Here is a 25,171-nt window from a genome sequence, read left to right as displayed (position 1 = left end):
ACGCCACTACGACCCGAACGACGTGTTTCCCCTTAGTTCGGCTTTGTGAGTATTTCTAAAACCTCTCCAAGGCGCGGTTAATCTCAAATATCTCCCGTCCCATGCCCTATTCAGGAATGTGTAGCAAATGACTCAGAATCTCAGCCAGCTTGAACATAACGATGCTTTTATTCAGCGCCATATCGGCTCCTCTGCTGAACAACAGCAACAGATGTTGGCCGCCATTGGTGCCAACTCGTTAAGTACATTGATCCAGCAGATTGTTCCGGCAGATATCCAATTGCCAAGCCCACCACAAGTGGGTGATGCTGCCACTGAACACCAGGCGCTGGCGGAACTTAAAGGGATTGCCAGCCAGAATCAGCGCTATAAATCCTACATCGGCATGGGCTACAGCCCGATACTGACCCCGCCGGTTATCCTGCGTAATATGCTGGAGAACCCAGGCTGGTACACCGCCTACACACCTTATCAACCAGAAGTTTCTCAGGGCCGCCTTGAAGCACTGTTGAATTTCCAGCAATTGACACAAGACCTGACGGGTTTAGATCTGGCTTCTGCCTCTTTGCTGGATGAGGCTACTGCTGCGGCAGAATCGATGGCATTAGCCAAGCGAGCCAGTAAGCTGAAGGACGCTAATCGCTTCTTTGTGGCTGATGATGTTCATCCACAAACGCTGGATGTGGTGCGAACTCGCGCGGAAACTTTTGGTTTTGAAGTGATTGTCGACCGTGCTGAAAAAGTGCTGGAGCTGGATGGTGTTTTTGGTGTGTTGCTGCAACAAGTAGGCACCACCGGTGAACTGCATGACTACAGCGCGCTGCTGTCTGAACTGAAAAAACGTAAAATCATTACCAGCGTGGCTGCCGATATTATGGCGCTGGTGCTGTTGACTGCGCCGGGTAAACAAGGTGCCGATGTGGTATTTGGCTCCGCCCAGCGCTTTGGTGTGCCGATGGGATATGGCGGCCCACATGCTGCATTCTTTGCCTGCCGTGACGAATTTAAACGCTCGATGCCGGGCCGCATTATTGGGGTATCACGCGACGCTGCCGGTAATACTGCGTTGCGTATGGCGATGCAGACCCGTGAGCAACATATTCGCCGCGAGAAAGCTAACTCCAACATTTGTACCTCACAGGTGCTACTGGCCAATATTGCCAGCCTGTATGCGGTTTATCATGGCCCGCAGGGCTTGCAGCGTATCGCTGGCCGTATTCACCGGATGACCGATATTCTGGCTGCGGGTTTGCAACAAGCAGGCCTGAGTCTCCGTTTCCAGCACTGGTTCGATACCCTGACAGTTGAAGTCAAAGACAAAGCTACGGTATTGGCTCGTGCATTGAGTTTTGGTATTAACCTGCGCACTGACATTCATGGCGCTGTGGGTATCACGCTGGATGAAACCACCTCCCGCGAAGATATTCAGACCCTTTTTGCCCTGTTAGCCGGTGATAGCCACGGCCTGGATATTGACCAGCTTGATGCTAAAGTCAGCCAGAGCAGCCAGTCGATACAGGCTACGATGCTGCGCCAAGAGCCGATTCTGACCCATCCGGTATTCAATCGTTATCACAGCGAAACCGAAATGATGCGTTATATGCATCGTTTAGAGCGCAAAGATTTGGCGCTGAATCAGGCGATGATCCCGTTGGGATCTTGTACCATGAAGTTGAACGCTGCCGCCGAGATGATCCCGATTACCTGGCCGGAATTCGCTGAGTTACACCCATTCTGCCCACCGGAGCAAGCGGCCGGTTATCAGCAGATGATTGGTCAACTGTCACAATGGTTGGTGCAACTGACGGGTTATGACGCCGTGTGTATGCAACCAAACTCAGGTGCGCAGGGAGAGTATGCCGGTTTGCTGGCTATCCGCCGTTACCACGAAAGTCGCAATCAGGCGAGTCGCCATATCTGCTTAATACCAAGCTCAGCCCACGGCACTAACCCCGCGTCAGCACAAATGGCCGGTATGTCGGTGGTGGTGGTGGCCTGTGATAAGCAAGGCAATATCGATTTACATGACTTGCGCCAAAAGGCAGAAGAAGCGGGTGATGAGTTGTCTTGCATTATGGTGACCTACCCGTCAACCCACGGCGTGTATGAAGAAACCATCCGTGAGGTTTGCCAAATCGTTCATCAGTTTGGCGGGCAAGTTTATCTGGATGGCGCGAACATGAATGCGCAGGTTGGCATCACAACGCCGGGTTATATCGGGGCTGATGTATCGCATCTTAACTTGCACAAAACTTTCTGTATCCCACATGGCGGTGGCGGTCCAGGCATGGGGCCAATTGGCGTCAAAGCCCATTTGGCACCTTTTGTACCCGGTCACAGTGTGGTGCAAATCGACGGTATGACCACTCAGCAAGGTGCCGTTTCAGCCGCGCCATTTGGTAGTGCATCAATTTTACCTATCAGTTGGATGTATATCCGCATGATGGGCGCTGATGGCTTGAAGCAAGCCAGTCAGGTGGCTATTTTGAATGCCAACTACATCGCTACCCGCCTCAAAGCCGCCTATCCGGTGTTATATACCGGTCACGATGGCCGTGTGGCACATGAGTGTATTCTGGATATTCGTCCGCTAAAAGAGGCGACCGGTATCAGTGAAATGGATATCGCTAAACGCCTGATTGATTTCGGTTTTCACGCGCCGACCATGTCGTTCCCGGTTGCCGGAACACTGATGGTGGAGCCGACAGAATCAGAAAGCAAAGTGGAACTGGACCGCTTTATCGATGCGATGTTAGCGATTCGTAGCGAGATTGACAAAGTGGCCCAAGGCGAATGGCCGCTGGAAGACAACCCGCTGGTGAATGCGCCTCATACTCAGGCGGAGCTGGTGGGGGACTGGCAGCACCCTTACAGCCGTGAACTGGCTGTGTTCCCGGTTGCAGGTGTGATGGAGAACAAATACTGGCCAGCGGTGAAACGTTTGGATGATGTGTACGGCGACCGTAATCTGTTCTGCTCATGTGTCCCAATTGCTGATTATGAGTAATTTTAAATAGAGATAAGTTGTGGATGAATCTGAGGGTCGCGTATGCGGCCCTTTTGCTATGTTGATTATCTCGCCAGTATTGGCATGCTAGTTTGGGAACTCTTTATCGCAGCATAGGGAACCGGGATATGAATAAGAAAGTTGCATTAGTGACGGGCGGCAGCCGGGGAATTGGTCGTGCGACCGCATTGCTGTTGGCAAAACATGGTTATCGGGTGGCGGTCAATTATATCAATGACCAGCAAGCTGCGCGGCAGGTGGTGGCGGAGATAGCGGCTGCGGGAGGATTGGCGATTGCGTTACAGGCGGATATTGCTGATGAATCACAGGTTGTGGCGCTGTTTGAACAACTTGAGGCGCAACTGGGGCCAATCAGTGCATTAGTGAATAATGCCGGTATTCTGTTCCCACAAACCAGTATTGAAGGCTTGACCGCCGAACGTATTAACCGAGTGCTAACGACCAATGTGACAGGGTATTTCTTATGCAGTCGCGAGGCGGTTAAACGCATGGCTCTGCGCCATGGTGGCAATGGTGGGGCAATTGTTAATGTTTCTTCTGCCGCGTCACGCCTTGGTGCGCCGGGGGAATATTTGGATTATGCAGCCTCCAAAGGGGCTATTGATACACTGACCATCGGTTTGTCGCTGGAGGTGGCGGCTGAGGGGATTAGGGTTAACGGGGTACGGCCAGGTGTTATCTATACCGATATCCATGCCAGTGGTGGTGAACCGGGGCGGGTTGAGCGGATCCAAGGTTCGTTACCCATGAAGCGGGGTGGTCACCCACATGAAGTTGCTGAGGCGATTGTTTGGTTGCTGTCAGACTGTGCCTCTTATGTCACCGGCAGTGTATTGGACCTGGCGGGCGGAAAATAAAACAGATGCGGTTTGCCAGTCGATTGACATAGCTGGCCTAACCGCATGTACTTCAACATGATTATTTCAGCCAGCCCTTTTGCTGCGCAGCCTGTAACTGGGGCAGTAAATATTGCCAGATCTGAGGATAGCGCTCAGCGACTCGTTGGTTGCGATCCAGCACTTGTTGCAAACGGATACCATTTTCTATCCAGCTTTGCCCTTCGGTATGCAGGTTAATCAGCATTGGCAAAATGCGGTCCAGCACGGTCGCAAAGCATGCATCGGCGGTTTCTTCTGCTTCATATTCGTCCCACAGCGCGGTAAATTGCGCGTTTAAAGCGGGAGGGAGCATACCGAATAACCGTTTAGCCGCGGCCACTTCTTGTTCATGAATGGCGGCTCTGGCGGCCAAATCATAAACGATGACATCACCGGCATCGATTTCAACAATATCGTGCAGCAGTGCCATTTGAATTACGCGGTTGATATCAACATCCGGGTCTGCATAGGGGGCCAGACTCATTGCTGCCACCGCAAAATGCCAACTGTGCTCAGCGGAGTTTTCCTGCCGTAAGCTGGCAATCACTTTGGTGCGGCGCTGTATATCTTTTAGCTTATCAACTTCCATCAGAAACTGGACCGTCTCGGTCAGGGGGCCAAAATCCAGAACTGGCAGTGTTAATGACATAACAAACAACCCTCAAATCAGATAAAGATAGACCGGTAATACGTTACCTGATTATCTGTAATTACTCTGTTTTTTTTTGCTTCATCTGGCGATAGACATGGTGAGTTACATGTATTGACAGAATATTTAAGCTTACACGTGTACACTGGAATAATTCTCAGTTAACCTGAGTGCAGTATATTTGCGCAATTGGCTACCTACTGTGCCGCTCATCGGGATTGATTACCTTGCAGCCTGACTGCAACGCCAATGTCTTTGGGTATACAACAGCTAATATTCAGGATAATAAGTATTGAATAATAAATCAGTTACACCCTCTGCTACAGTTACTCCACCTACTTCTGCGGCCCCATCGATATTGTCACCGGCCACAACGACCCCAGCCTATCCATGGGCAGAAGAGATAGCTAATAGCATTAGCCATGGTATTGGTGTGGTGTTTGGAATTATCGGGCTGGTGTTGCTTTTGGTGCAGGCAGTAGACAGTGGTGCTGATACCAAAGCGCTAACCAGCTATAGCTTGTATGGCGGCAGTATCATTTTGCTTTTTCTGGCATCAACACTGTATCACGCCGTGCCACACCGTAAGGCGAAGCTCTGGCTACAGAAGTTTGACCACTGTGCCATTTATATCTTGATTGCCGGCACTTATACCCCCTTTCTGCTAGTGGGATTGGATTCGCCACTGGCCAGAGGGTTAATGGCGGTCATTTGGGGGCTGGCGCTGTTCGGTGTGATATTTAAGCTGGCTTTTGCTCATCGATTTGAGGTGTTGTCGCTCGTGACTTACCTGACGATGGGCTGGTTATCACTGATTGTGATTTATCAGTTGGCGGTGAAACTTGAAGTTGGCGGGTTGGCATTACTGACTATTGGCGGCTTGCTTTACACTTTAGGGGTGGTTTTCTACGCCTCTAAGCGTATCCGCTTCGGTCATGCTATCTGGCATGGTTTTGTGTTGGGTGGCAGTGTCTGCCACTTTATGGCGATCTATTTGTACGTTTGATGCTTTAGCCACATGCATAAATTGAGGCCGGATAACCGGCCTCTGGTTCGAGTAAGACTACTTCTCATCACTCAGTGAGTAGGGCAACGGCTGAATAGTCAGCACACTGCCAACATCATCGCGCACCCGTAGCACACTGTCTGCCGCCAGATCGTTGTTCAACACCGCCTGCACCCACACAGTGCCATCACTGAGTTGAATCGCGGCTAACACGGAACCAGTACGACGCCAGTTCTCACCTAATTGCCACTCTAAATCTTCACCGGCTGCCGGTACACGGCTGGCAGCACCCGCTAACCAGTACAGCGCGCGTTTGTTGGCTCCGCGGTATTTGGCTCTGGCCACCATCTCCTGCCCGGTGTAACAACCTTTACTGAAGCTAATGCCATTCAACGCCTGAATATTGGTGGCTTGAGGAATAAACTGCGCGCTGCTGTCAGTATCAATAATTGGCAAGCCTGCTTCAATATCCAGCGCCAGCCACTGTTTACTGTTGTTAAACTGCGCGCGGTCGGCCAGTGTTTCTACTAGTTGCTGGGCTTGCGCGGCATCAGTTACCAGCAAAAAACGCTCGGCGGGGAGTGAGAAATGCAACAGTGTGCTATTACCTTGCTGGGTCACCGGATGCTCGGCACTCGGTAATTCGGCAAAAACCTCAGCCAGCGCAGTTTTAGCCTCTGCCCCTGCAATGCCTAACAGAACGGCATCAGGCTGTGCAGCAATCGCCACTTTAGAGAACACGGCATATTTCTTGAGTTCGCTTAACTGGTTATCCAGCAGGCTGCGGCGCTCAATAAATGCCAATCCCTCGCCACGATAAAATAGCCGCAGGTTGCTCCACATTTTCCCTTTAGCATCACAATGGGCGCACAGGATATGCTGGTCGGTGGGCAGAGCATCGATATCTGCAGTAACTTGCCCTTGCAGATATTTCACTCGGTCAGCGCCGGTTAAGGTAACGAGCGCCCAGTCATCGAGCGAGATGAGTGTTAATGGCAGCCCGGAAGAGGCGACCGGTGGTTGTGCAGAGAACGGAGTGTTATGTGCCATGCTTACCTGCAAATGAAAAGTATCTGCCAATGAATAGCACCTGCCAAGGCGGTGCCGTGAGCTTATGTCCCAATGGTAAAATAGCGGAGTAGCTTTGCAAGCAGTTATTCCACGGATTGGTCATTATTATCCAATATCTAAATTAACCGACATCTGAGGTACAATGACCGCAGATTCTGCAACAGCATGTTAAAGGTGTTTGAAAAAACAGCATTTGCTGAGCATTTAGCATCTTAAAATGACAATTCAACGGTGATAATCTTCCCGTTGGATGTATCAAATTGTTACTCTAGCAACGCACCGAATCAGGCGCTTATTGGCGGCCGGGTTCGGATAATATCCTTCACTGAGGAGTCAATCAGGACATGGAAATCGATAATAAAGCCCGTATTCACTGGGCGTGCCGTCGTGGTATGCGTGAACTTGATATCTCTATCATGCCGTTTTTTGAACATGAGTATGATGGCTTGAGTAATAACGAGAAGCAGGCATTTATTCGCTTACTTGAGTGCGATGACCCAGACTTATTCAACTGGCTGATGAATCACGGGGAGCCGCAGGATAGCGAGCTGCGTCAGATGGTCAAACTGATTCAAACACGAAATAAAGCCCGTGGCCCAGTGGCGATGTGATTTGCGGGTATCCTGGCACACTCAACTCTTCTCTTTATTGTCTCATGGTGTTTTAGTGATACTCACCTTGGTTGCGCCTTGGCCTCAAGGGTATACCGCATTGTGGTTGGTATTGCTGACGCTGGTGGTGTTTGAGTGTATCCGCAGCCAGAAAAATATTACGTCCTGTCAAGGCGAGATCCGGTTAAAACCCGGCAACCTGGTACTATGGAAAAGGCTCGAATGGATCGTGGCCAAACAGCCATGGATTACCCGTTATGGCGTGTTATTAAATCTACAGCAGTCGAGCAGCCGTTCAGCCCGTAAGCGGTTGTGGCTGGCCGCCGACAGTATGTCAGAAGATGAGTGGCGGCAATTATGTCAGCTATTGCGGCATTCATTTGGCTCAGATGAGGGGATGAATCAATGAAACCCTTAATCTGGCTGGTAGAGGATGAACCAAGTATCGCTGATACGCTGATTTATACCTTAGAAAGCGAAGGTTTTACCCTCCGGTGGTTTGACCGGGGGGAACCGGCACTGGCAGCACTGGCGGATGGCCCGCCCGCTTTAGCGATAGTGGATGTTGGCTTACCTGATATCAATGGTTTTGACCTGTGCCGCCGTCTATTGGCGCGCGAACCCACGCTGCCGGTGGTATTTCTTACCGCCCGTAGTGAAGAGCTGGATCGCATAGTCGGGCTGGAAATTGGTGCCGATGATTATATTGCTAAGCCCTTCTCACCCCGTGAAGTGAGTGCCCGCGTGCGCACGGTATTGCGGCGCTTACAAAAATCACAAATTCTGGCCGCCTCTGCTATGGTGCATCAATTCGGTGATTTCACCCTGGATGAGGCCGGCGCGCGGGTGACCTATCATCAGCAGCCTCTCTGGCTCACCCGCTATGAATATCTGTTACTGAAAACCTTATTACTGGCCCCAGAGCGCATATTTTCACGTCAGCAACTGATGGATATCGTTTGGGCACAGGCAGAAGAGAGTCAGGACCGTACTGTCGATACCCACATTAAAACCCTGCGCTCAAAATTGCGTATGGCTTACGATGAGGAGTCACCAATCCGCACTCATCGTGGGTTGGGCTATAGTCTGAGTTACCGATGATGAGTTGTTAGCTATGAAGAGTCAGCGATGAAAATCGGCGTGCGCTTACTGCTAGGTTACTTTCTGATAGTGGCCATTGCCGGTTATTTTGTTATTCGTATTTTCGTACAAGAGGTGAAACCTGGCGTCCGGCGCGCCACCGAAGGCACATTAGTGGATACCGCCACACTACTGGCACAGTTTGCCCGGCAAGATATGCTGCTGGATAACGTTGCCAGTGGTCAATTGGCACAAGCGTTTGCTTCGCTAAATTTGCGGCCAATAGGTGCCAATATTGAAGGTATTCGCAAGGATCGTAACGAATATCGCGTTTATCTGACGGATGCCGACGGGCGGGTGATTTTTGATTCATCGGGTAAAGCGGTAGGGCAAGATTATTCGCGCTGGAATGATGTTTGGCTGACGCTACGTGGTGAATATGGCGCACGCAGCACCCGTACCAATCCCGCAGATGAACAAAGTTCGGTAATGTATGTGGCGGCACCGGTCATTGCTGAAAACAAAATCATCGGGGTGCTCAGTGTGGGTAAACCCAATATTTCCATGGCGCCCGTTATCAAACGCAGTGAGCGTAAGATCTTGTTGGCTGGTAGTGTCTTGCTCGGTATTGCTCTGTTGATTGGCTTGGGCTTCGTATGGTGGATAAACCGCGCTATCGGCAAATTAGTAGATTACGCTGAACGGGTGGCCGAGGGGCAGGTTGTGGCGCTGCCAGCGATCGGCAGTAGCGAGTTGAATGATTTGGCCCGCGCACTGGAAAGTATGCGTCTTAAATTGGATGGCAAAGCCTACATCGAACAATATGTTCACACCATGACTCATGAGCTGAAAAGCCCATTAGCCGCCATTACCGGTGCAGCTGAACTGCTACGTGAGTCGCCCCCGCCAGCCACCGCCCAGCGGTTTATTGTTAATATTGAGCAGCAAAGTGCACGCATCCGGCAACTGGTAGATAAAATGTTGGTGCAGGCACGGCTCGAGAGTCGGGTTGATTTACAGTTTTCTCCATTGGATATCAGTCACATACTCAAACAAACCTTCAGTGCGAAAGAGGCACAGGCTGTCAGCCGAGGTATTTACCTGCAACTGAAAAGCGCCGATAGCGCAATATTAACCGGGGATGGGTTATTACTCAGTCAGGCGCTGACCAATCTGATTGATAATGCACTGGATTTCACACCTTCAGGCGGGGCTGTGATACTCAGTGGCGAGCGGCATGAGGGGGAGTATCTGATAACGGTTGAAGATAATGGCAGCGGTATTCCCGATTACGCTCAAGAGAAGATTTTCGACCGTTTTTATTCATTACCAAGGGCCGATAGCCCGAAAAGTACTGGGTTGGGGCTGAATTTTGTGCGCGAGGTGGTCGCTATTCATCGCGGGCAGATTTCGCTGGAAAACCGCTTGCCACAAGGGGTGAGTGCCTATTTAACGCTGCCGCTGGATACCGCGTGATTGGCTGACTTCACCTTCACTTCACATAGCCTCATTCTGCTTTCACTTCACTGACTTAAGCTGCTCTCCTGACCTTAAAAGGAGCGCAAGTCATGTTCAAGTCCGTACTGTTTTGGAAAATAGCCACATTGCTGGGCTTAATTCTATTGATGATGATCCCGAAAGAGATGTTACTGAACGTTATCTCTGAACGCAGTGGTTATCGGCAAAGTGTTATCGATAAAGTCAGTGACAGCACCAGCCGATCGCAGAAGATCCTTGGCCCGCTAATTGTGGTGCCTTATAGCGAATGGGTAGAAAGCGAAGTTGATGGCAAGAAAAAGAGAGAGTGGGTTAATCGCAGTCGCTACATACTGCCGGAGGTCATGACCGTTAGCGGTGCGCCGGATGTTGATGTGCGGCGATTGGGTATTTATAAAGCGCAAGTCTATCAGGGGGCGCTTAATTTCGACGCACAATTTGACGCTACGGCATTGGACGACTTGATACATGACGGCGTCACTATTGGCAGACCGTCACTGGTGGTGGCGCTGAGCGATTCGCGGGGTATACAGCAAATTTCGCCACTCACGGTGGGCAGCCAAAAAATTAACTTCGAACCCGGTGCTTTCCTGGGGCGGACTGCGCAAGGTGTTCATGCAGAGCTTTCATTGGCGCAGATTCAACAGAAAAAATTTGATATTAGCTTTACATTGACGCTGACTGGCACCAATAGCCTGTCGGTAGTCCCTATCGGGCGTAGCAGTGAGCTAACCTTACAAAGCAATTGGCCGCATCCTAATTTTGTCGGCGAGTTTTTACCGTTGCAGCGCAAGGTGGACGAAAAAGGTTTTCGTGCCCACTGGAGCACTAACTGGCTGGCCAACAACATAAATATCAACTTTGCGGGTGATGACCCACATGTCGACTTCAATGAGTTACCCGCTTTTAGCACCAGCTTGATTGAACCGGTCGATCACTACCAGTTAACCGAACGAGCCATTAAGTATGCCATTCTGTTTATTGGCCTCACTTTCTTCAGCTTCTTCCTGTTTGAAAGCCTGACCTCACTGCGTGTGCATCCAATTCAATATCTGCTGGTGGGGGCCGCTCTGGTGCTGTTCTACCTAATGTTGCTGGCGTTCTCTGAACATCTTGGCTTCACGCTGGCTTATACTATCGCCAGTTTGAGTTGCAGCTTGTTGATCGCAATCTACCTGAGTGCGGTGCTGGGCGGGTGGCGGCGAGGCGGATTGTTTGCTGGTGGTTTATTGTTGTTGTACGGGGTTTTGTTTGGCTTGCTGCAATCGGAAGACCATGCATTGTTACTCGGCGCAGGGCTGCTGTTTATTATTCTGGCCGCAGTGATGGTGTTAACCCGGCGTTTAGACTGGTATCAAGTGGCTAACCCACAGCTATTGACCGGGCAGAAATCGACCGAAGCCAATACCGATAAGACGGTGAATAAACCGCTAGCAGTAGAGGGCAGCAGTACCGACGCGTTTCGCTTATGGGATTGATATAACGCAAGGGATACAGAAGCGGGCACATTAGGTGCCCGTTTGGCTGACTACAGTAGCGCGTCCATCTCTAAGAGAATTTGATCACACCATTGCTCGATGCGCTCTTCGCTCAAATCGTATTGATTGACCTCATCCAATGCTAAACCAACAAAGTGTTTACCATCGGCGCTGAGTGGTTTTGGGCTAGTAAATTCAAACCCTTCCGTCGGCCAAAAACCGATAAACTCCACTCCCAATGGGGCGATATGATCGTGCAGCATACCAAGGGCATCCAGGAACCATTCGCTATATCCGAATTGATCGCCCATGCCATACATGGCGACAATCTTTCCCTTCAGATTAAGCTGCGTTAACTGTGGCCAGATGGCTTCCCAGTCTTCCTGTAATTCGCCGAAATCCCAGGTAGGGATACCTAAAATCAGGATGGAATAGGCTTCCATTAACTGGGGACTGGCATCCTTTAGGTTGTGCAAATCAACCAAATCTTCGCCAAGAATATCGCGTATTTTTTCTGCCACCATTTCGGTATAGCAGGTGCTGGAGCCGTAAAAGAGACCAATCTTCATGATGTATAGCCATAGCATTACTAATAAGGAATAGCATCGAGTGTACCAGATTTGTCTCGTCATCAGGCATAATGGCGCTTGAGTTCAATCAAAGAGAGAAACAACAATGCAACAGCAAAATAACCCGCTGATTGAACAGTTTCTAGATGCCTTATGGCTGGAAAGAAACCTGGCTGAGAATACACTGGCGTCATATCGTCTGGATTTACATGCATTAACCGGATGGTTAGAACATCACGGCAGTGATTTATTGCGTGCAGGTTCGCAGGACTTGCAATCCTTTCTTGCTGAGCGCATTGAAGGCGGCTATAAAGCGACCAGTTCGGCACGCTTACTCAGTGCGATGCGTCGTCTGTTCCAATATTTATACCGCGAAAAGCTGCGTGAAGATGATCCGACGGCTCTGCTCTCATCACCTAAATTGCCGCAACGCTTACCTAAAGATTTAAGTGAGGCACAGGTTGATAGGCTGCTCAACTCACCCAATGTTGATATCCCGCTAGAATTGCGCGATAAAGCCATGCTGGAAGTGCTTTATGCCACGGGCTTGCGGGTATCGGAGCTGGTCGGGTTGACCATCAGTGATGTCAGCCTGCGTCAGGGTGTGGTGCGGGTTATTGGTAAAGGAAATAAAGAGCGGCTGGTGCCATTGGGCGAAGAAGCGGTGTACTGGATTGAAAACTACATGGAGCATGGGCGTCCATGGTTGATTAATGGCCAGTCACTAGATGTGCTGTTCCCCAGCAATCGTAGCCAGCAAATGACCCGACAGACTTTCTGGCATCGCATCAAACACTATGCGATCCTTGCAGGTATTGATAGTGAACGGCTTTCACCCCATGTATTACGGCACGCTTTTGCCACGCACCTACTGAATCACGGTGCTGACCTGCGTGTGGTACAAATGTTACTGGGCCACAGCGATTTGTCGACAACCCAGATTTATACTCATGTAGCTACGGAACGTTTGAAACAGCTACATCAACAGCATCATCCACGTGCATGATTGTTTTGTAGAAAAACGATGTTGTGTGGAAAGAGATAGGATTCATAAATGAGAAAAAGTTTATTGTTACTGCCGGTGTTCATCGCCGCATTCGCCGGCCCGGTTAACGCAGATGATGCCGCTATCCAACAGACGCTAAAAAAATTAGATATTCAGCAAGCTGATGTCCAGCCTTCGCCGATCCCAGGTTTGAGCACGGTGATGACCGAAAACGGTGTGCTTTATATCTCAGCCGACGGTCAGCATCTGTTGCAAGGGCCACTGTATGATGTGAGCGGTAGCCAGCCAGTCAATGTGACCAATCAGATGTTGGTGAAAAAACTTGAAGCATTAAGCAGTGAAATGATTGTGTATAAAGCACCGCAGGAAAAACATGTTGTTACGGTGTTTACCGATATCACCTGTGGTTACTGCCATAAGTTGCATGAGCAGATGAAAGACTATAACGCGCTGGGCATTACTGTGCGTTATCTGGCGTTCCCACGTCAGGGCTTAAGCTCTCAGGCAGAAAAAGATATGCGATCCATCTGGTGTATGGCTGATCGTAATAAAGCGTTCGATGAAGCAATGAAAGGTACCGAGATATCACCGGCTACCTGTAAAACAGACATTAGCAAGCATTACCAGCTCGGCGTACAGTTTGGTATTCAGGGCACGCCTGCGATTGTGCTGCAAAACGGCACTATCGTTCCCGGTTATCTGGAGCCGAAAGAGATGTTGGCAATGCTGAATAAGCATCAGGCTTCCTTAAAAGCGGCGGGTTAATCACCCGTGACACTCAAAACTCAACTTCGTCGTCGTGAGGCGGCGGATGACAGCCATTTACCGGCGCAATTGCATCCGTTGCTGCGCCGCCTCTATGCCAGTCGTGGGGTTAAAACTGCGACAGAACTGGAACGAGGCGTAAAAGGTCTATTGCCCTGGCAGCAACTCGATGGCATTGATGCCGGGGTTACCCTGTTACAGCAAGCACTGGCTGACAAACGGCGGATCGTGATTGTCGGCGATTTTGATGCCGATGGTGCCACCAGCACTGCACTGGCAGTACTGGCTTTGCGCAGCATGGGTGGCAGTAATGTTGATTACCTGGTGCCCAATCGCTTTGACGATGGCTACGGGCTTAGCCCGGAAGTGGTTGAACAGGTCGCTGCCCGTGGTGCGGAATTGATCGTCACGGTTGATAACGGTATTTCTTCTCATGCCGGGGTGGATTTGGCCCATGCCTTGGGCATTCAGGTGCTGGTTACCGACCACCATCTGCCGGGTGAAACCTTACCAGCGGCTGAAGCTATCATTAATCCGAATCTGGTTGGTTGTGATTTTCTCTCCAAATCACTGGCTGGGGTGGGTGTTACCTTCTATCTGATGTTGGCATTGCGCGCCCGTTTGCGAGAGAGCGGTTGGTTTGAGCAACGAGCTTTAGCCGTGCCCAATCTGGCTGAACTATTGGATTTAGTGGCGCTGGGGACGGTGGCGGATGTGGTGCCACTGGATGCCAATAATCGGATTCTGGTCCATCAGGGATTAAGCCGTATTCGTGCGGGGAAATGCCGTCCAGGGGTCCGTGCACTATTGGAAGTCGCCAACCGTGATGCCCGTCAATTGGCTGCCAACGATCTCGGCTTCTCCCTTGGCCCACGGCTTAATGCTGCCGGTCGTCTCGATGACATGTCTATTGGGGTTGCACTTCTTCTCACTGACGATATCGCTCAGGCCAGAGCTTTAGCAATCGATTTGGATGCCCTTAATCAGGCGCGCCGAGAGATAGAGCAGGGGATGCAGGTTGAGGCGCTGCAACTGTGCGACCAACTGGAACGTACCAGCACGGCATTGCCCTACGGCATTGCGATGTACCATCCAGAATGGCATCAGGGTGTGGTAGGGATTTTAGCCTCGCGCATCAAAGAACGTTTTCATCGGCCTGTCATTGCTTTTGCCCCAGCGGGTGAGGGATTACTGAAGGGGTCGGGGCGCAGTGTGGCTGGGTTACATATGCGCGATGCTCTTGAGCGGCTGGATACATTGAACCCAGGATTGATGCTGAAGTTTGGCGGCCATGCAATGGCGGCAGGATTATCATTGGAACAAGATAAATTCGATGAGTTCCGTCAGCGTTTTGCCGATTTAGTCGGTGAATGGATGGATGCCTCACAATTGGAAGGCGTTATTTGGTCTGATGGTGAACTGAAAGGCAACGAATTATCGCTGGAAACGGCTGAGTTGTTGCGTGATGGTGGCCCCTGGGGGCAGTCTTTCCCAGAACCGACATTTGATGGCAAATTCCGTATTTTGCAGCAACGGCTGGTGGGGGAGCGTCATCTAAAACTGATGATTGAGCCGCTGAATGGCGGGCCGCTACTCGATGGTATTGCGTTTAATATCGATACCACCTTATGGCCGGACAGCAGTGTGCGTGAGGTTAAGCTGGCTTACAAACTCGATATCAATGAATATCGCGGTAATCGTAGTGTTCAGTTGTTGGTCCAGCATTTGTGGCCTTATTAGGCAACATTCCAATGAAGCCCGATGAGCTGGCTCAGGCCAGTGATTCGGGTGAATAAGTCGCGTTAACGCCACTGTGATTTCAAGTAAGCAGGAAATATAGTCAACGAGCTATAAACCGCCGAACAGATCCGTTAGAATTACCAATTCTGTGCCCTAAATAATTCAAGTTGCAGGAAGGCGGCAACTGAGTAAATTCTGATGAGTTGACGTCAGTCAATGATCCGGGTGAACGAAGACAGCCAACACTCATGCAGCTTGAAGTATGACGGGTATAATGACATTCCGTCATCTACGACTCAACGTAAGACTCAAAACCATGTTTGAAATAAACCCGGTAAAAAACCGAATTCAGGACCTGTCTGATCGGACAGACGTTCTCAGGGGGTATCTTTGACTATGATGCCAAGAAAGAACGACTGGAAGAAGTAAACGCCGAGCTGGAACAGCCCGACGTCTGGAATGAACCTGAGCGTGCGCAAGCGCTGGGTAAAGAGCGTTCTGCGCTGGAAGAGATTGTCTCGACCATTGATCAATTGGATCAAGGTATGGAAGACGTTTCCGGCTTGCTGGAATTGGCGATTGAAGCTGACGATGAAGAGACTTTTAACGAAGCCATTGCCGAGTTAGAGATCCTTGACGGCAAGCTGGGCCAGCTCGAATTCCGCCGCATGTTTTCTGGTGAATATGATAGCGCCAACTGCTACCTGGATTTACAAGCGGGTTCTGGCGGTACAGAAGCCCAGGACTGGGCCAGCATGCTGCTGCGTATGTACCTGCGCTGGGCTGAATCAAAAGGCTTCAAAACTGAAATCATCGAAGAATCTGATGGTGATGTTGCAGGCCTGAAGTCTGCCACCATTAAGATCATCGGCGATTACGCCTTTGGCTGGTTACGTACTGAAACTGGCGTTCATCGCCTGGTTCGTAAAAGCCCGTTTGACTCCGGTGGCCGTCGTCATACCTCTTTCAGTTCTGCTTTTGTCTATCCAGAAGTTGATGACGATATTGATATCGAAATCAACCCGGCAGATCTGCGTATTGACGTTTACCGCGCATCCGGTGCGGGTGGTCAGCACGTCAACAAAACGGAATCTGCGGTACGTATTACCCACCTTCCGACCAATATCGTGACTCAGTGCCAGAATGACCGTTCTCAGCATAAGAACAAAGATCAAGCGATGAAGCAGTTGAAGGCGAAGCTGTATGAGTTTGAGATGCAAAAGAAAAATGCTGATAAACAGGTTCTGGAAGACAACAAGTCTGATATCGGTTGGGGTAGCCAGATCCGTTCTTATGTACTGGATGACTCCCGTATCAAAGATTTGCGTACCGGCGTGGAAACACGTAACACGCAAGCGGTACTGGATGGTGATCTGGACAAATTCATTGAAGCAAGTTTGAAAGCCGGGCTATGAGGAACTGAGATGTCAGAGCAAAAACCACAAGTCGCTGAGCAAGCGCAAGAACCAGAACTCAATAGTGAGTTACAAGCTCGTCGGGAAAAGCTGGCCTTGCTGCGGGAAAAGGGAATTGCGTTCCCTAATGATTTCCGTCGTGAGCACCTCTCTGACCAGCTACATGCTGAGTACGGCAGTAAAGAGAATGAAGAGTTAGAAGCACTGAATATCGAAGTCACTGTTGCTGGCCGTATGATGACTCGCCGTATTATGGGTAAAGCATCATTCGTCACACTACAAGATGTCGGTGGCCGTATTCAGTTGTACGTTTCCCGCGATGATCTGCCGGAAGGCGTTTATAACGAAGAATTCAAAAAGTGGGATCTGGGCGATATTCTGGGTGCTCGTGGCAAGCTGTTTAAAACTAAAACCGGTGAGTTGTCTATCCACTGTAGCGAATTGCGCCTGTTGACTAAAGCGCTGCGTCCGCTGCCGGATAAATTCCACGGCTTGGCTGATCAGGAAACCCGTTACCGTCAGCGTTATTTGGATCTGATCGCTAACGACGAATCTCGCCATACTTTCAAAGTTCGTTCGCAAGTGATGTCTGGTATTCGTAGTTTCATGGTGGAAAAAGGCTTCATGGAAGTCGAAACCCCTATGATGCAAGTGATCCCAGGTGGTGCTTCAGCGCGTCCGTTTGTGACTCATCACAATGCGCTGGATATCGATATGTACTTGCGCATCGCGCCAGAACTGTATCTGAAACGCCTGGTTGTTGGTGGTTTTGAACGTGTATTCGAAATCAACCGTAACTTCCGTAATGAGGGCGTTTCCCCGCGTCATAACCCAGAGTTCACCATGATGGAACTCTATATGGCGTATGCGGATTACAAAGATCTGATCGTGCTGACTGAAGAGCTGTTCCGCACTCTGACTGAAACCGTATTGGGTAGCAGTGTGGTGCAGTATGGTGAGCAGACATTCGATTTCGGTAAGCCTTTTGCCAAACTGACCATGAAAGAAGCCATTTGCAAATATCGCCCTGAAACCAATGTGGCAGATTTGGACGATATGGACAAAGCTTTGGCTATCGCCGAGTCATTAGGTATTAAAGTTGAGAAGAGCTGGGGCTTGGGCCGCGTTCAATGCGAGATCTTCGAGGAGACCGCAGAGAGCCACCTGATTCAGCCTACTTTCATTACTGAATATCCAGCAGAGGTTTCTCCGCTGGCACGTCGTAATGATGATAATCCGTTTATCACTGACCGCTTTGAGTTCTTTATCGGTGGCCGTGAGATTGGTAACGGTTTCTCAGAGTTGAATGACGCTGAAGATCAGGCTCAGCGTTTTGCTGATCAGGTTAGTGCTAAAGAAGCTGGCGATGATGAAGCGATGTTCTACGATGAAGACTACGTCACCGCGCTGGAACATGGTTTGCCGCCAACTGCTGGTTTGGGCATCGGCATCGACCGTATGGTGATGTTGTTTACCAACAGCCACACCATCCGTGACGTTATCCTGTTCCCAGCGATGCGTCCGGTTAAATAAGTTTATTGTGGTAGCGGTAATCTATAAGGGTGCTACGGCACCCTTTTTACTAAGCAAAAACCGCCATAGTTATACTTGGTTTAATCTAATCGCTTAAAATACCGGCGCTTAGACCATATCTTCGCTTGCCCACGAGAAAGAACCGGTTATAATGCAAACCGCACACCGAAGCGGGTGTAGTTCAATGGTAGAACGAGAGCTTCCCAAGCTCTATACGAGGGTTCGATTCCCTTCACCCGCTCCAATCTAACGTCTCGCAGTATCTCCCGAAGTACATCAAACCCAGTCATAGTAAGATTTAGGCCACTGTTGTTGTCTCTTGACGGCTATTGTTGCTCACGGGAATCCACATACAAACGTGTATAGTTATCTGTATAGAAATTCTCTACACTCCAAATTCTATACACATCATGTTTTATACACTCTGGATTCTATACACATGGCACTCACGGACCTTGAGATACGCTGTGCAAAACCCCAAGAGAAGCCCTACACCAAAGCGGATGGTAATGGATTGTCTCTGCTGGTGGAGCCAAATGGCTCGAAAGGTTGGCGCTTCAGATACCGTTTTGCTGGCAAACCTAAAATGCTTTCATTGGGCACTTAGCAGACCGGTCAACAGAGAACCCGGCGCATCTTTCGATGCCCCCGTCCAGCCCACCATTGCTTTTTCACAGGTGTAACTGTACCCGCACATAGTAACCGCCTGCGCGGTTGTGCGCTCTGTTTTGTCTCGGGCTGCTAAACCCAGCAACGGATTTTGCCGCTACGGGGGCACTATATCCGGCCATTCTCTACTGTTCAATTAACCAGTGGTAAATTAGGACAAACATTTTTGTAGATGCGAGAGGGGCCGCATTTGTGGGTGTAATATGTATGTAATGCATCGATATCAATTATTATTTGGATTCAAAAATCAGCTTTTAATAAGATTAAAATTAGTAAATAATTAGGTTTTTGTGTTGACCATACTTACATATAGCTCTACTATTTGACAATAACAGCGGATGTGATCACTTATAAAAGTGAGGAAACGATGGTCAAGGTTGACTGGTCGAGGAAAGCGGTTAAGCAGTTACTTTCAATAGATGTCAGATATCGAAAATCCATCAGTGAAAAAGTGAATAAACTGACAAATTTCCCTGCTGTTGATTTGGATATCAAAAAGTTACAGACCGGTGATAGCCAATATCGGATGCGAGTGGGGAATTACAGGATTATTTTTCAGATTATAGAGGGAACCCCTGTGATATGTACGATCCAGGAAGTTAAACGCAGAACCACAACGACCTATTAGTAGGCTGGCTCAGTAGATTTCCTCTCAAAGGCATGGTGTTATTTTTCTAAACTAAGGTGAATAAGATGGCAAAACTACAATACATTCATGATGAAGCAGGAGAGCCTCAGTTTGTGGTCTTACCCATTGCCGAATACCAGCAACTTATCTCTAATGCGAAGTACGATGATATTCCCTATGTTGCTGATCACGATGATGATCAGACCATCCCGAATGAAGTTGTTCAAATCATGGTAAACGATGGTGTCAGTTTGCTGGCTGCATGGCGTATCTACCGTGGCTTTTCGCAATATGAAATAGCAGAACTGCTTGGCACCACCCAATCTGCTGTATCCCAATGGGAAGCCGTAGATTCTCGCCCACAAAAGAAAACCAGAGAGAAATTAGCAGAAATTTATAAATGCCGGGCAGAACAGATGATTTTGTAAATGCTGTAATAAAAATTACTGGCTTCGTCACCTCAATAACCATAACTCATTGATATTTGTTAAATCATCTGCAAAACAAACCTACTAGGTTATTTTCTTGCTATAAATAACCTAGTAGGTTATGTTTATTGAGTGAAACTTGCTCAAGGATGGCAATGAAATGGAGAAACGGACTCCGCATACTCGTTTACTAAAAGTAAAAGAATTGGTATTGAAAGGGAATGTTAAATCGACTCGAATTGCCAGAGATGGCGCTGAAGAGCTGGGGCTGAGTTTTAGGGATATGTGTGATGTAGTTTGCGAACTGACTAGCGCCGATTTTTATAAAAGTATGACGACACATCAAGATCATACGATTTGGCAGGATGTTTACCGCCCCATGCTTTCGTGCGGTAGAGTTTATTTGAAAATCACGGTTATCGATGATGTTTTGATTGTCTCGTTTAAGGAGCTTTAATGATGAAATGTCCAGTTTGTGGTGGCGCAGAATTAATCCACGAAGCGCGTGACGTCCCCTTTACCTATAAAGGGCGTAAGTTCATCGTCGAAGGCGTGATAGGACAACATTGCCCGGCATGCGGTGAAACAATCATGACTGAAGCTGAGTCCGATACCTATGCAGCAAAAACAATGCTTTTGCGAAAAATGGTTAATACAGAATCGATTGCACCCGCATATATTGTGCAGGTGCGAAAAAAATTGGGTCTAAACCAGCGGGAAGCTAGTGAGATTTTTGGAGGTGGGGTGAATGCTTTTTCGCGTTACGAAAAGGGTAAGGCGTTGCCACACCCATCAACGATAAAATTGTTGCAAGTGCTTGATAAACACCCTGAGTTATTGAATGAAATCAGGTAGTTGTTTGGGGGGCAAGATACTTTTTAATGTGATTTTTGCGGCTGATGGGATAGGGATATAACGCAACGGCCCACTCCCCATCTTCCCCCCCCCACTATTCACCCCCTCCACCAGGCAACAAGATCACCCCCACAACCGGCACCCGCTCTGGCCTCAGCCTCTCTGAACACTCCCCATCAGACTCTTCAGCAACTGTTCAGGTGTTCAGTTTTTAATACCTGCCATCCACGAATTAATGAATACATATGAATACTGACTGAACAGTTATTAGTAAACTATTCAGTCGGTTTTTATCTTTGTATTTCAATTAATTAAATCTATTTCTGAACACTCTGAATAAGCCAGAGGTGAGAAATAATTAGTAGGGTGGCTCTTCCGGTTGCGGATGGTGGGGCAGTGCCAGGGCGGGGAGCCAGTCTTTGGCGGTGTCGGATAAATCCATGTTGTAGCGGAAGCCTTTGTCGGTCCTGGCTTTTTTGTATCCTGCGCCGAATTCTTTCATTACTTTGGGAAAGTCTTTGCCGAATTTGGTCAACGATAATGAACGCTGATGGCCGTAAGCTTCCATATAGGCCAGATACGCGTGATACAGATAAATGCGTGGGGCGCGGATCACGCCGAGCGCGTCCTGAATAAGTAACGGCGGTGACACTGGCCTGGCATCCGTCAATTCTATCAGCAGCCAGTTAGCTATCTGCGCCTGACTCATCGCGGGGTGGAGACGTGAAATTCGCTCAATCAACTCCCTGACACTGATAAATTCCTGCTGCTTTGCCTTGAGCTTTTCCGCTGGGTTTATCATGAGATTACTCCTGTTATCTCTGGTTGGCCCTGCTTTGAATGATACCGAACATAATGGTTCAAAGTGAAAGTAGTAGGGGGATGGTGCTGATCTCAGTTCGGTATACAGTGATATTCAATAGGATGTATCGCCACGGATTTTTGAGATAATCATAACGTTACTTTTGAGATAATCTACAAATGATAATCTGTTAACATAATGGCTATAAAGTGTTTTTTAATCTCTTTTTAAGATAATGATATTTACATATTTGAGATAATCTAACTTTATGCCTAAATTTAATCACTATGATTTAGCACTGTTAAACCTCAGTTTCGACTCGCCATTGGTTGATGCATTGACCGAGCTTGAGTTACTAAGGCACCTGCGCCTTGAAACTGATGTGCATCCTCTGTTATTTGCCCAGCTAAAAAGTATTTTTCATATGCTAGAAAGCTTGGGTTCAGCAAGAATCGAAGGTAACCATACAACGTTACGGGGGCTGTTGAGGGGCTAGAGCAATGGTGCCTGTATGTTCTTACCGGTATATCGGCGGAGTTAAAGAAAGTCGATAAGCTCTCGGATCTTCACTTTTTGAACTCAAAAATTCTTTATCCAGCGCTCGAGTATTCCAAGGGGCGGGGGATAATCAATGAGACGGAATCTACAATTCTTAAGCGAACTATTAGCCAGAGGACGGTAAAAGTCAATGATTTAAAAGAGGTTTTACCGGGATTGAAGTCGGCTCAAATTACCTATCAGATTGGTAAGTTAGTTGATCGTGGCCTTTTGCAACCGGTTGAAGTGGGATCGCGAATTTATACCGCCGGTTTTTCGAAATCAGATCTGATGCGTGGTGTCATTCATGCTTTGCGAAAAGAGGGGTTTATTCCAGATTTTTGATTTGAAGTTTGAGCTAAATAAGTTGGCGATGTTGAATCGCCAACTTAAATATCAATGTTTTATTTTACCAACTCATATCGGTAAAACTCCCCTTCCATAGGTTTACCGCGCCAGTCAAAGCGCACATAGCCATCTGGTTGAGTCTGGTAACCAGTTTGTCGTGCAGAGATAAGGATTTATTTACCGTCGTCGCAGTTTTTGAACGCTATACCTGAGAGGAGGTACCAAACCCAGGAGAACCACTTCCCGCGCCCTATTTTCCCGGCAGCTTCCCTCATAGCTTGAGGTTGTTTTCCTTTGCCCATTTTCTTAACCTGCCGCAGGCGTTGGAGTAGGGGGAAGATGTATTGAAAGAAATCATTCTTCCCATTGTCCATTTGCCATACCAAGCTTTTCCATACAGGTCATCGTCAGATCGCTTATTGATCAATTCAACGATTTCGCTTTTAGCGTTCTGTAGTTGGCTGCTTAGCGAGCGTAAATCCAAATAGCTATAGTCGCGATAAAACTGTTGGGCGAGAAGACCCAGTTGGTTCCATTTATAACCCGTTTCCGGGAAATCAACAGGCTTTCCCTCTTCATCAAACGTTATCCATTTGATAACTAAATTGTTCCAGCCAAGTAAGTAGGAGACAAGATTGCAAACGCTCATTACAGTGTCTTTCGCGTGTCCTTCCATTGATTCATTTGATGCTGATTCGGGCGGAATTGATGCGAGATAACCTGACAATTTATTGAAGTTTTTGTCTATTGCTAATAGGAGTTCTGATTTGGTTTGTGGCACACCCATGAGAATTCCCTCCCTAGTTGTTGGGATATTCAGCGAGTTTGGCAACGGAGAGGGGCCTACGCGAGCACTTTCTGGAAAAGATGTGAGAGAAAACGCATTATTAATCTGATTAGATTGTATTTTTCTTTTTAACTTATTGTTTTATTTTATAAACATCTTCTCTGAATATGAAATTACGCTCGATACCCTGAGCACGTTAATGCATATATCGCCATACTGAAAGGCGCGATTCTTTATGCTCCTCACTTCAAAACCAGCCAAAACATCAGGAACGATAAAACACCCGATACGTTCAGTTCTGTTGGCAATAGCCGGTGATGAATCAGATCGCTTAAAGATCACACTCACTCGCTATTTACGGCTAGAAGGTGATTGTTTTTACGCTGAATAACCTACAAAAGAAGGAAGTGTGATTCTCTCTGATCTGTTTGTTTGCCGGCCGTTAAAAAGTAGTGAAACCAAAGTAATTAACTGTATTCTGTTCTTATGCCAAATATCTATCGGTATTCCCTATGTTGATAGCCTACTTAGATGCGTTAAATATTTTGAGCACGCCTGTTTGGGTCGTTTTACCCAAAAATCAGGAAATACTTTTTGCTAACAAGGAAGCCCGAACAATTGCAGGTGATAGCCCACTCCAGTTACTGCGCAATGGCCGGTTTTCAGCACATGCACAGCAGCATTTGGATGCCTACCTGCCGGCTTTGGCGGAAGAAGATCAAATCGTTGAAATCTGGACTATTCAAACAGTAGGCAATAGCTTTCCCCTGAGTTGTCGGCTCTCTTTGACACAATTGGAACCGTACGGAGACGTTATTGTTTTCGAAGGGCTTTATATTGCAGGTGCGGAGGTTACTCGCCCCAATGTCGGTCGACTGTGCTCTAAACCCTACTGTCGCGACGAACGGGGTTTTTATGAGCAATTTTTCGACACCAACACCGCCCCGATGTTATTGATTGATCCATCGGACGATGGCCAAATTGTGGATGCTAATCAAGCAGCAACCCGCTTCTATGGTTATTCCCGGGATGAGATGTGTATGAAACATACTTGGGAAATTAATACCATGGGTAAGGATGTTTTGCCCGTAATGCGTGAAGTGGCCAAGCTACCTGGTGGGCACAAGCCTCTCAACTTCATCCATAAATTAGCCGATGGAAATACCCGTCACGTGCAAACTTACGCCGGCCCCGTTGAGTTGGATGGTATGCGGCTAATGCTTTGTATCATTCATGACATTACTGAACAAAAACGCCTTGAACAGGCATTAGAAGATGCGGCCTTACGGGATCCACTGACTGGCTTGGGGAATCGGCGGCAATTCTTTAATCTTGTTGAACATGCTAATGCGCAAAGCCAACGTTATGCACAAGGCTTCAGCTTGATGTTGGTTGATGCAGACCATTTCAAGCAAGTAAATGATTTGCACGGGCATCATAAGGGTGATGAAGTCTTGATATTACTGGCAAGAACCCTGGAATCTCGCATTCGTGAAAGTGACATGATTTTCCGCTGGGGAGGCGAAGAGTTTGCCATTCTGCTTCCTTCAACCAATTTAGCGGGCGCATTACAAGTGGCGGAGTCTATTCGTGAGGCTGTTCAGTTAGTCTGTCAACCCAATATGCCGCGACTCACTGTAAGCATTGGTGTAGCACAACATCAGGCTGGCGAAGATACTGATAGCTTATTCAAACGCATGGATGAGGCTCTTTACCGTGCAAAAGCGGCAGGGCGAAATAGGGTACTGGCGGCATAGGCCGATAAGTGGGGGATTAGCTGACCTCTCTTTA

General features: G+C 48.4%; 23 protein-coding genes, 1 tRNA gene and 2 pseudogenes. 21 read left to right on the top strand and 5 right to left on the bottom strand.

The window, feature by feature from the left end; all coding sequences use genetic code 11:
* Positions 1 to 127: 127 nt before the first annotated feature.
* Together gcvP and V1956_RS21490 are read left to right on the top strand one after the other, a co-directional pair.
* Positions 128 to 3,007: an aminomethyl-transferring glycine dehydrogenase gene (gcvP, locus tag V1956_RS21495; protein WP_442825648.1), complete on the top strand. Its 2,880-nt coding sequence runs from the start codon at positions 128 to 130 to the stop codon at positions 3,005 to 3,007.
* 128 nt (positions 3,008 to 3,135) lie between these two features.
* The gene (locus V1956_RS21490; protein WP_442825647.1) at positions 3,136 to 3,885 is read left to right on the top strand and encodes an SDR family oxidoreductase; all 750 of its coding nucleotides are present in this window, start codon (positions 3,136 to 3,138) and stop codon (positions 3,883 to 3,885) included.
* A 61-nt stretch (positions 3,886 to 3,946) separates the two neighbouring features.
* Here V1956_RS21490 and V1956_RS21485 read toward each other — a convergent pair whose 3' ends face one another.
* Complete coding sequence (locus V1956_RS21485) at positions 3,947 to 4,555, bottom strand: HD domain-containing protein (RefSeq protein WP_442825646.1); 609 nt, start codon at positions 4,553 to 4,555, stop codon at positions 3,947 to 3,949.
* A 292-nt stretch (positions 4,556 to 4,847) separates the two neighbouring features.
* On the opposite strand from V1956_RS21485, the gene trhA reads away from it, so the two are divergent.
* Positions 4,848 to 5,561, top strand: a complete 714-nt coding sequence (gene trhA, locus V1956_RS21480) for a PAQR family membrane homeostasis protein TrhA (protein WP_372560655.1) — start codon at positions 4,848 to 4,850, stop codon at positions 5,559 to 5,561.
* Positions 5,562 to 5,618: 57 nt separating this feature from the next.
* Here the strand turns inward: trhA and ygfZ are convergent, their stop codons facing one another.
* Positions 5,619 to 6,611: a tRNA-modifying protein YgfZ gene (gene ygfZ, locus V1956_RS21475; RefSeq protein ID WP_372560656.1), complete on the bottom strand. Its 993-nt coding sequence runs from the start codon at positions 6,609 to 6,611 to the stop codon at positions 5,619 to 5,621.
* Between the two features lie 365 nt (positions 6,612 to 6,976).
* Here ygfZ and sdhE point away from each other — a divergent pair, with 365 nt between their 5' ends.
* The 5 genes from sdhE to creD all read left to right on the top strand — a co-directional run bounded on the left by sdhE (position 6,977) and on the right by creD (position 11,298).
* Positions 6,977 to 7,243, top strand: a complete 267-nt coding sequence (sdhE, locus tag V1956_RS21470) for an FAD assembly factor SdhE (RefSeq protein WP_083162755.1) — start codon at positions 6,977 to 6,979, stop codon at positions 7,241 to 7,243.
* Complete coding sequence (locus V1956_RS21465) at positions 7,224 to 7,652, top strand: protein YgfX (RefSeq protein ID WP_083162757.1); 429 nt, start codon at positions 7,224 to 7,226, stop codon at positions 7,650 to 7,652. The genes sdhE and V1956_RS21465 overlap by 20 nt, the downstream gene beginning before the upstream one ends.
* Complete coding sequence (gene creB, locus V1956_RS21460) at positions 7,649 to 8,344, top strand: two-component system response regulator CreB (RefSeq protein ID WP_372560657.1); 696 nt, start codon at positions 7,649 to 7,651, stop codon at positions 8,342 to 8,344. The genes V1956_RS21465 and creB overlap by 4 nt, the downstream gene beginning before the upstream one ends.
* Before the next feature lie 27 nt (positions 8,345 to 8,371).
* A complete protein-coding gene (gene creC / locus V1956_RS21455) occupies positions 8,372 to 9,799 on the top strand; it encodes a two-component system sensor histidine kinase CreC (RefSeq protein ID WP_442825645.1) in 1,428 nt (475 codons plus the stop codon).
* 92 nt (positions 9,800 to 9,891) lie between these two features.
* Complete coding sequence (creD, locus tag V1956_RS21450) at positions 9,892 to 11,298, top strand: cell envelope integrity protein CreD (RefSeq protein WP_442825644.1); 1,407 nt, start codon at positions 9,892 to 9,894, stop codon at positions 11,296 to 11,298.
* 50 nt (positions 11,299 to 11,348) lie between these two features.
* Here the strand turns inward: creD and fldB are convergent, their stop codons facing one another.
* On the bottom strand, positions 11,349 to 11,867 hold the full coding sequence (fldB, locus tag V1956_RS21445) for a flavodoxin FldB (protein ID WP_083162765.1): 519 nt from the start codon (positions 11,865 to 11,867) through the stop codon (positions 11,349 to 11,351).
* Between the two features lie 106 nt (positions 11,868 to 11,973).
* Between fldB and xerD the strand changes: the two genes are divergently transcribed.
* The 11 genes and pseudogenes from xerD to V1956_RS21390 all read left to right on the top strand — a co-directional run bounded on the left by xerD (position 11,974) and on the right by V1956_RS21390 (position 20,906).
* A complete protein-coding gene (gene xerD / locus V1956_RS21440) occupies positions 11,974 to 12,873 on the top strand; it encodes a site-specific tyrosine recombinase XerD (protein WP_005185989.1) in 900 nt (299 codons plus the stop codon).
* A 48-nt stretch (positions 12,874 to 12,921) separates the two neighbouring features.
* Positions 12,922 to 13,638 (top strand): bifunctional protein-disulfide isomerase/oxidoreductase DsbC, encoded by a 717-nt coding sequence (dsbC, locus tag V1956_RS21435; protein ID WP_083162767.1) that lies wholly within the window; start codon positions 12,922 to 12,924, stop codon positions 13,636 to 13,638.
* Positions 13,639 to 13,644: 6 nt separating this feature from the next.
* The gene (recJ, locus tag V1956_RS21430; RefSeq protein WP_372560660.1) at positions 13,645 to 15,378 is read left to right on the top strand and encodes a single-stranded-DNA-specific exonuclease RecJ; all 1,734 of its coding nucleotides are present in this window, start codon (positions 13,645 to 13,647) and stop codon (positions 15,376 to 15,378) included.
* Positions 15,379 to 15,694: 316 nt separating this feature from the next.
* A protein-coding gene (gene prfB, locus V1956_RS21425; RefSeq protein WP_102970535.1) for a peptide chain release factor 2 occupies positions 15,695 to 16,793 on the top strand; the annotation gives its coding sequence in 2 pieces (ribosomal slippage) (positions 15,695 to 15,769 and positions 15,771 to 16,793; 1,098 coding nt in all).
* A gap of 9 nt (positions 16,794 to 16,802) precedes the next feature.
* Positions 16,803 to 18,326 (top strand): lysine--tRNA ligase, encoded by a 1,524-nt coding sequence (gene lysS, locus V1956_RS21420; protein ID WP_083162773.1) that lies wholly within the window; start codon positions 16,803 to 16,805, stop codon positions 18,324 to 18,326.
* A 170-nt stretch (positions 18,327 to 18,496) separates the two neighbouring features.
* Positions 18,497 to 18,570 (top strand) — tRNA-Gly (locus V1956_RS21415).
* A 195-nt stretch (positions 18,571 to 18,765) separates the two neighbouring features.
* Positions 18,766 to 18,927, top strand: a pseudogene (locus V1956_RS21410) (Arm DNA-binding domain-containing protein); the annotation flags it as partial.
* Positions 18,928 to 19,362: 435 nt separating this feature from the next.
* Positions 19,363 to 19,623 (top strand): type II toxin-antitoxin system RelE family toxin, encoded by a 261-nt coding sequence (locus V1956_RS21405; RefSeq protein ID WP_049611878.1) that lies wholly within the window; start codon positions 19,363 to 19,365, stop codon positions 19,621 to 19,623.
* 65 nt (positions 19,624 to 19,688) lie between these two features.
* Positions 19,689 to 20,051, top strand: coding sequence for a helix-turn-helix domain-containing protein (locus V1956_RS21400; RefSeq protein WP_050113809.1), 363 nt, complete (start codon positions 19,689 to 19,691; stop codon positions 20,049 to 20,051).
* A gap of 160 nt (positions 20,052 to 20,211) precedes the next feature.
* Positions 20,212 to 20,508 (top strand): type II toxin-antitoxin system MqsR family toxin, encoded by a 297-nt coding sequence (locus tag V1956_RS21395; RefSeq protein ID WP_420075100.1) that lies wholly within the window; start codon positions 20,212 to 20,214, stop codon positions 20,506 to 20,508.
* Complete coding sequence (locus V1956_RS21390; RefSeq protein ID WP_049562359.1) at positions 20,508 to 20,906, top strand: type II toxin-antitoxin system MqsA family antitoxin; 399 nt, start codon at positions 20,508 to 20,510, stop codon at positions 20,904 to 20,906. Before V1956_RS21395 ends, V1956_RS21390 begins: the two co-directional genes overlap by 1 nt.
* A 358-nt stretch (positions 20,907 to 21,264) precedes the next feature.
* On the opposite strand, the gene V1956_RS21385 is transcribed toward V1956_RS21390, so the two are convergent.
* The gene (locus V1956_RS21385; RefSeq protein ID WP_442825643.1) at positions 21,265 to 21,708 is read right to left on the bottom strand and encodes a winged helix-turn-helix domain-containing protein; all 444 of its coding nucleotides are present in this window, start codon (positions 21,706 to 21,708) and stop codon (positions 21,265 to 21,267) included.
* Positions 21,709 to 21,976: 268 nt separating this feature from the next.
* On the opposite strand from V1956_RS21385, the pseudogene V1956_RS21380 reads away from it, so the two are divergent.
* Positions 21,977 to 22,590: pseudogene (locus V1956_RS21380) on the top strand (hypothetical protein).
* Between the two features lie 274 nt (positions 22,591 to 22,864).
* On the opposite strand, the gene V1956_RS21375 reads toward V1956_RS21380, so the two are convergent.
* Positions 22,865 to 23,380 carry a ClbS/DfsB family four-helix bundle protein gene (locus tag V1956_RS21375; RefSeq protein WP_420072147.1) on the bottom strand — a complete coding sequence of 172 codons (516 nt, stop codon included), beginning with the start codon at positions 23,378 to 23,380 and terminating at the stop codon, positions 22,865 to 22,867.
* 512 nt (positions 23,381 to 23,892) lie between these two features.
* Here V1956_RS21375 and V1956_RS21370 point away from each other — a divergent pair.
* Positions 23,893 to 25,137, top strand: coding sequence for a sensor domain-containing diguanylate cyclase (locus tag V1956_RS21370; RefSeq protein ID WP_442825642.1), 1,245 nt, complete (start codon positions 23,893 to 23,895; stop codon positions 25,135 to 25,137).
* The last annotated feature ends 34 nt before the right edge of the window (positions 25,138 to 25,171 follow it).

The organism is Yersinia sp. 2540 StPb PI, from assembly GCF_052217165.1.
In the GTDB taxonomy this organism is placed as follows: Bacteria; Pseudomonadota; Gammaproteobacteria; order Enterobacterales; family Enterobacteriaceae; genus Yersinia; species Yersinia enterocolitica_E.
Note: the sequence above shows the minus strand (reverse complement) of the source record. Positions and strands in the feature narration are given on the sequence as shown.

Coding starts and splice junctions, on each gene's coding strand:
- V1956_RS21400 (WP_050113809.1), top strand. CDS start 19,689: ATGGCAAAACTACAATACATTCATGATGAAGCAGGAGAGCCTCAGTTT.
- V1956_RS21370 (WP_442825642.1), top strand. CDS start 23,893: ATGTTGATAGCCTACTTAGATGCGTTAAATATTTTGAGCACGCCTGTT.
- fldB (WP_083162765.1), bottom strand. CDS start 11,867: ATGAAGATTGGTCTCTTTTACGGCTCCAGCACCTGCTATACCGAAATG.
- ygfZ (WP_372560656.1), bottom strand. CDS start 6,611: ATGGCACATAACACTCCGTTCTCTGCACAACCACCGGTCGCCTCTTCC.
- V1956_RS21485 (WP_442825646.1), bottom strand. CDS start 4,555: ATGTCATTAACACTGCCAGTTCTGGATTTTGGCCCCCTGACCGAGACG.
- V1956_RS21375 (WP_420072147.1), bottom strand. CDS start 23,380: ATGGGTGTGCCACAAACCAAATCAGAACTCCTATTAGCAATAGACAAA.
- V1956_RS21390 (WP_049562359.1), top strand. CDS start 20,508: ATGATGAAATGTCCAGTTTGTGGTGGCGCAGAATTAATCCACGAAGCG.
- V1956_RS21405 (WP_049611878.1), top strand. CDS start 19,363: ATGGTCAAGGTTGACTGGTCGAGGAAAGCGGTTAAGCAGTTACTTTCA.
- V1956_RS21385 (WP_442825643.1), bottom strand. CDS start 21,708: ATGATAAACCCAGCGGAAAAGCTCAAGGCAAAGCAGCAGGAATTTATC.
- V1956_RS21490 (WP_442825647.1), top strand. CDS start 3,136: ATGAATAAGAAAGTTGCATTAGTGACGGGCGGCAGCCGGGGAATTGGT.
- creB (WP_372560657.1), top strand. CDS start 7,649: ATGAAACCCTTAATCTGGCTGGTAGAGGATGAACCAAGTATCGCTGAT.
- lysS (WP_083162773.1), top strand. CDS start 16,803: ATGTCAGAGCAAAAACCACAAGTCGCTGAGCAAGCGCAAGAACCAGAA.
- V1956_RS21395 (WP_420075100.1), top strand. CDS start 20,212: ATGGAGAAACGGACTCCGCATACTCGTTTACTAAAAGTAAAAGAATTG.
- gcvP (WP_442825648.1), top strand. CDS start 128: ATGACTCAGAATCTCAGCCAGCTTGAACATAACGATGCTTTTATTCAG.
- creD (WP_442825644.1), top strand. CDS start 9,892: ATGTTCAAGTCCGTACTGTTTTGGAAAATAGCCACATTGCTGGGCTTA.
- sdhE (WP_083162755.1), top strand. CDS start 6,977: ATGGAAATCGATAATAAAGCCCGTATTCACTGGGCGTGCCGTCGTGGT.
- creC (WP_442825645.1), top strand. CDS start 8,372: ATGAAAATCGGCGTGCGCTTACTGCTAGGTTACTTTCTGATAGTGGCC.
- dsbC (WP_083162767.1), top strand. CDS start 12,922: ATGAGAAAAAGTTTATTGTTACTGCCGGTGTTCATCGCCGCATTCGCC.
- xerD (WP_005185989.1), top strand. CDS start 11,974: ATGCAACAGCAAAATAACCCGCTGATTGAACAGTTTCTAGATGCCTTA.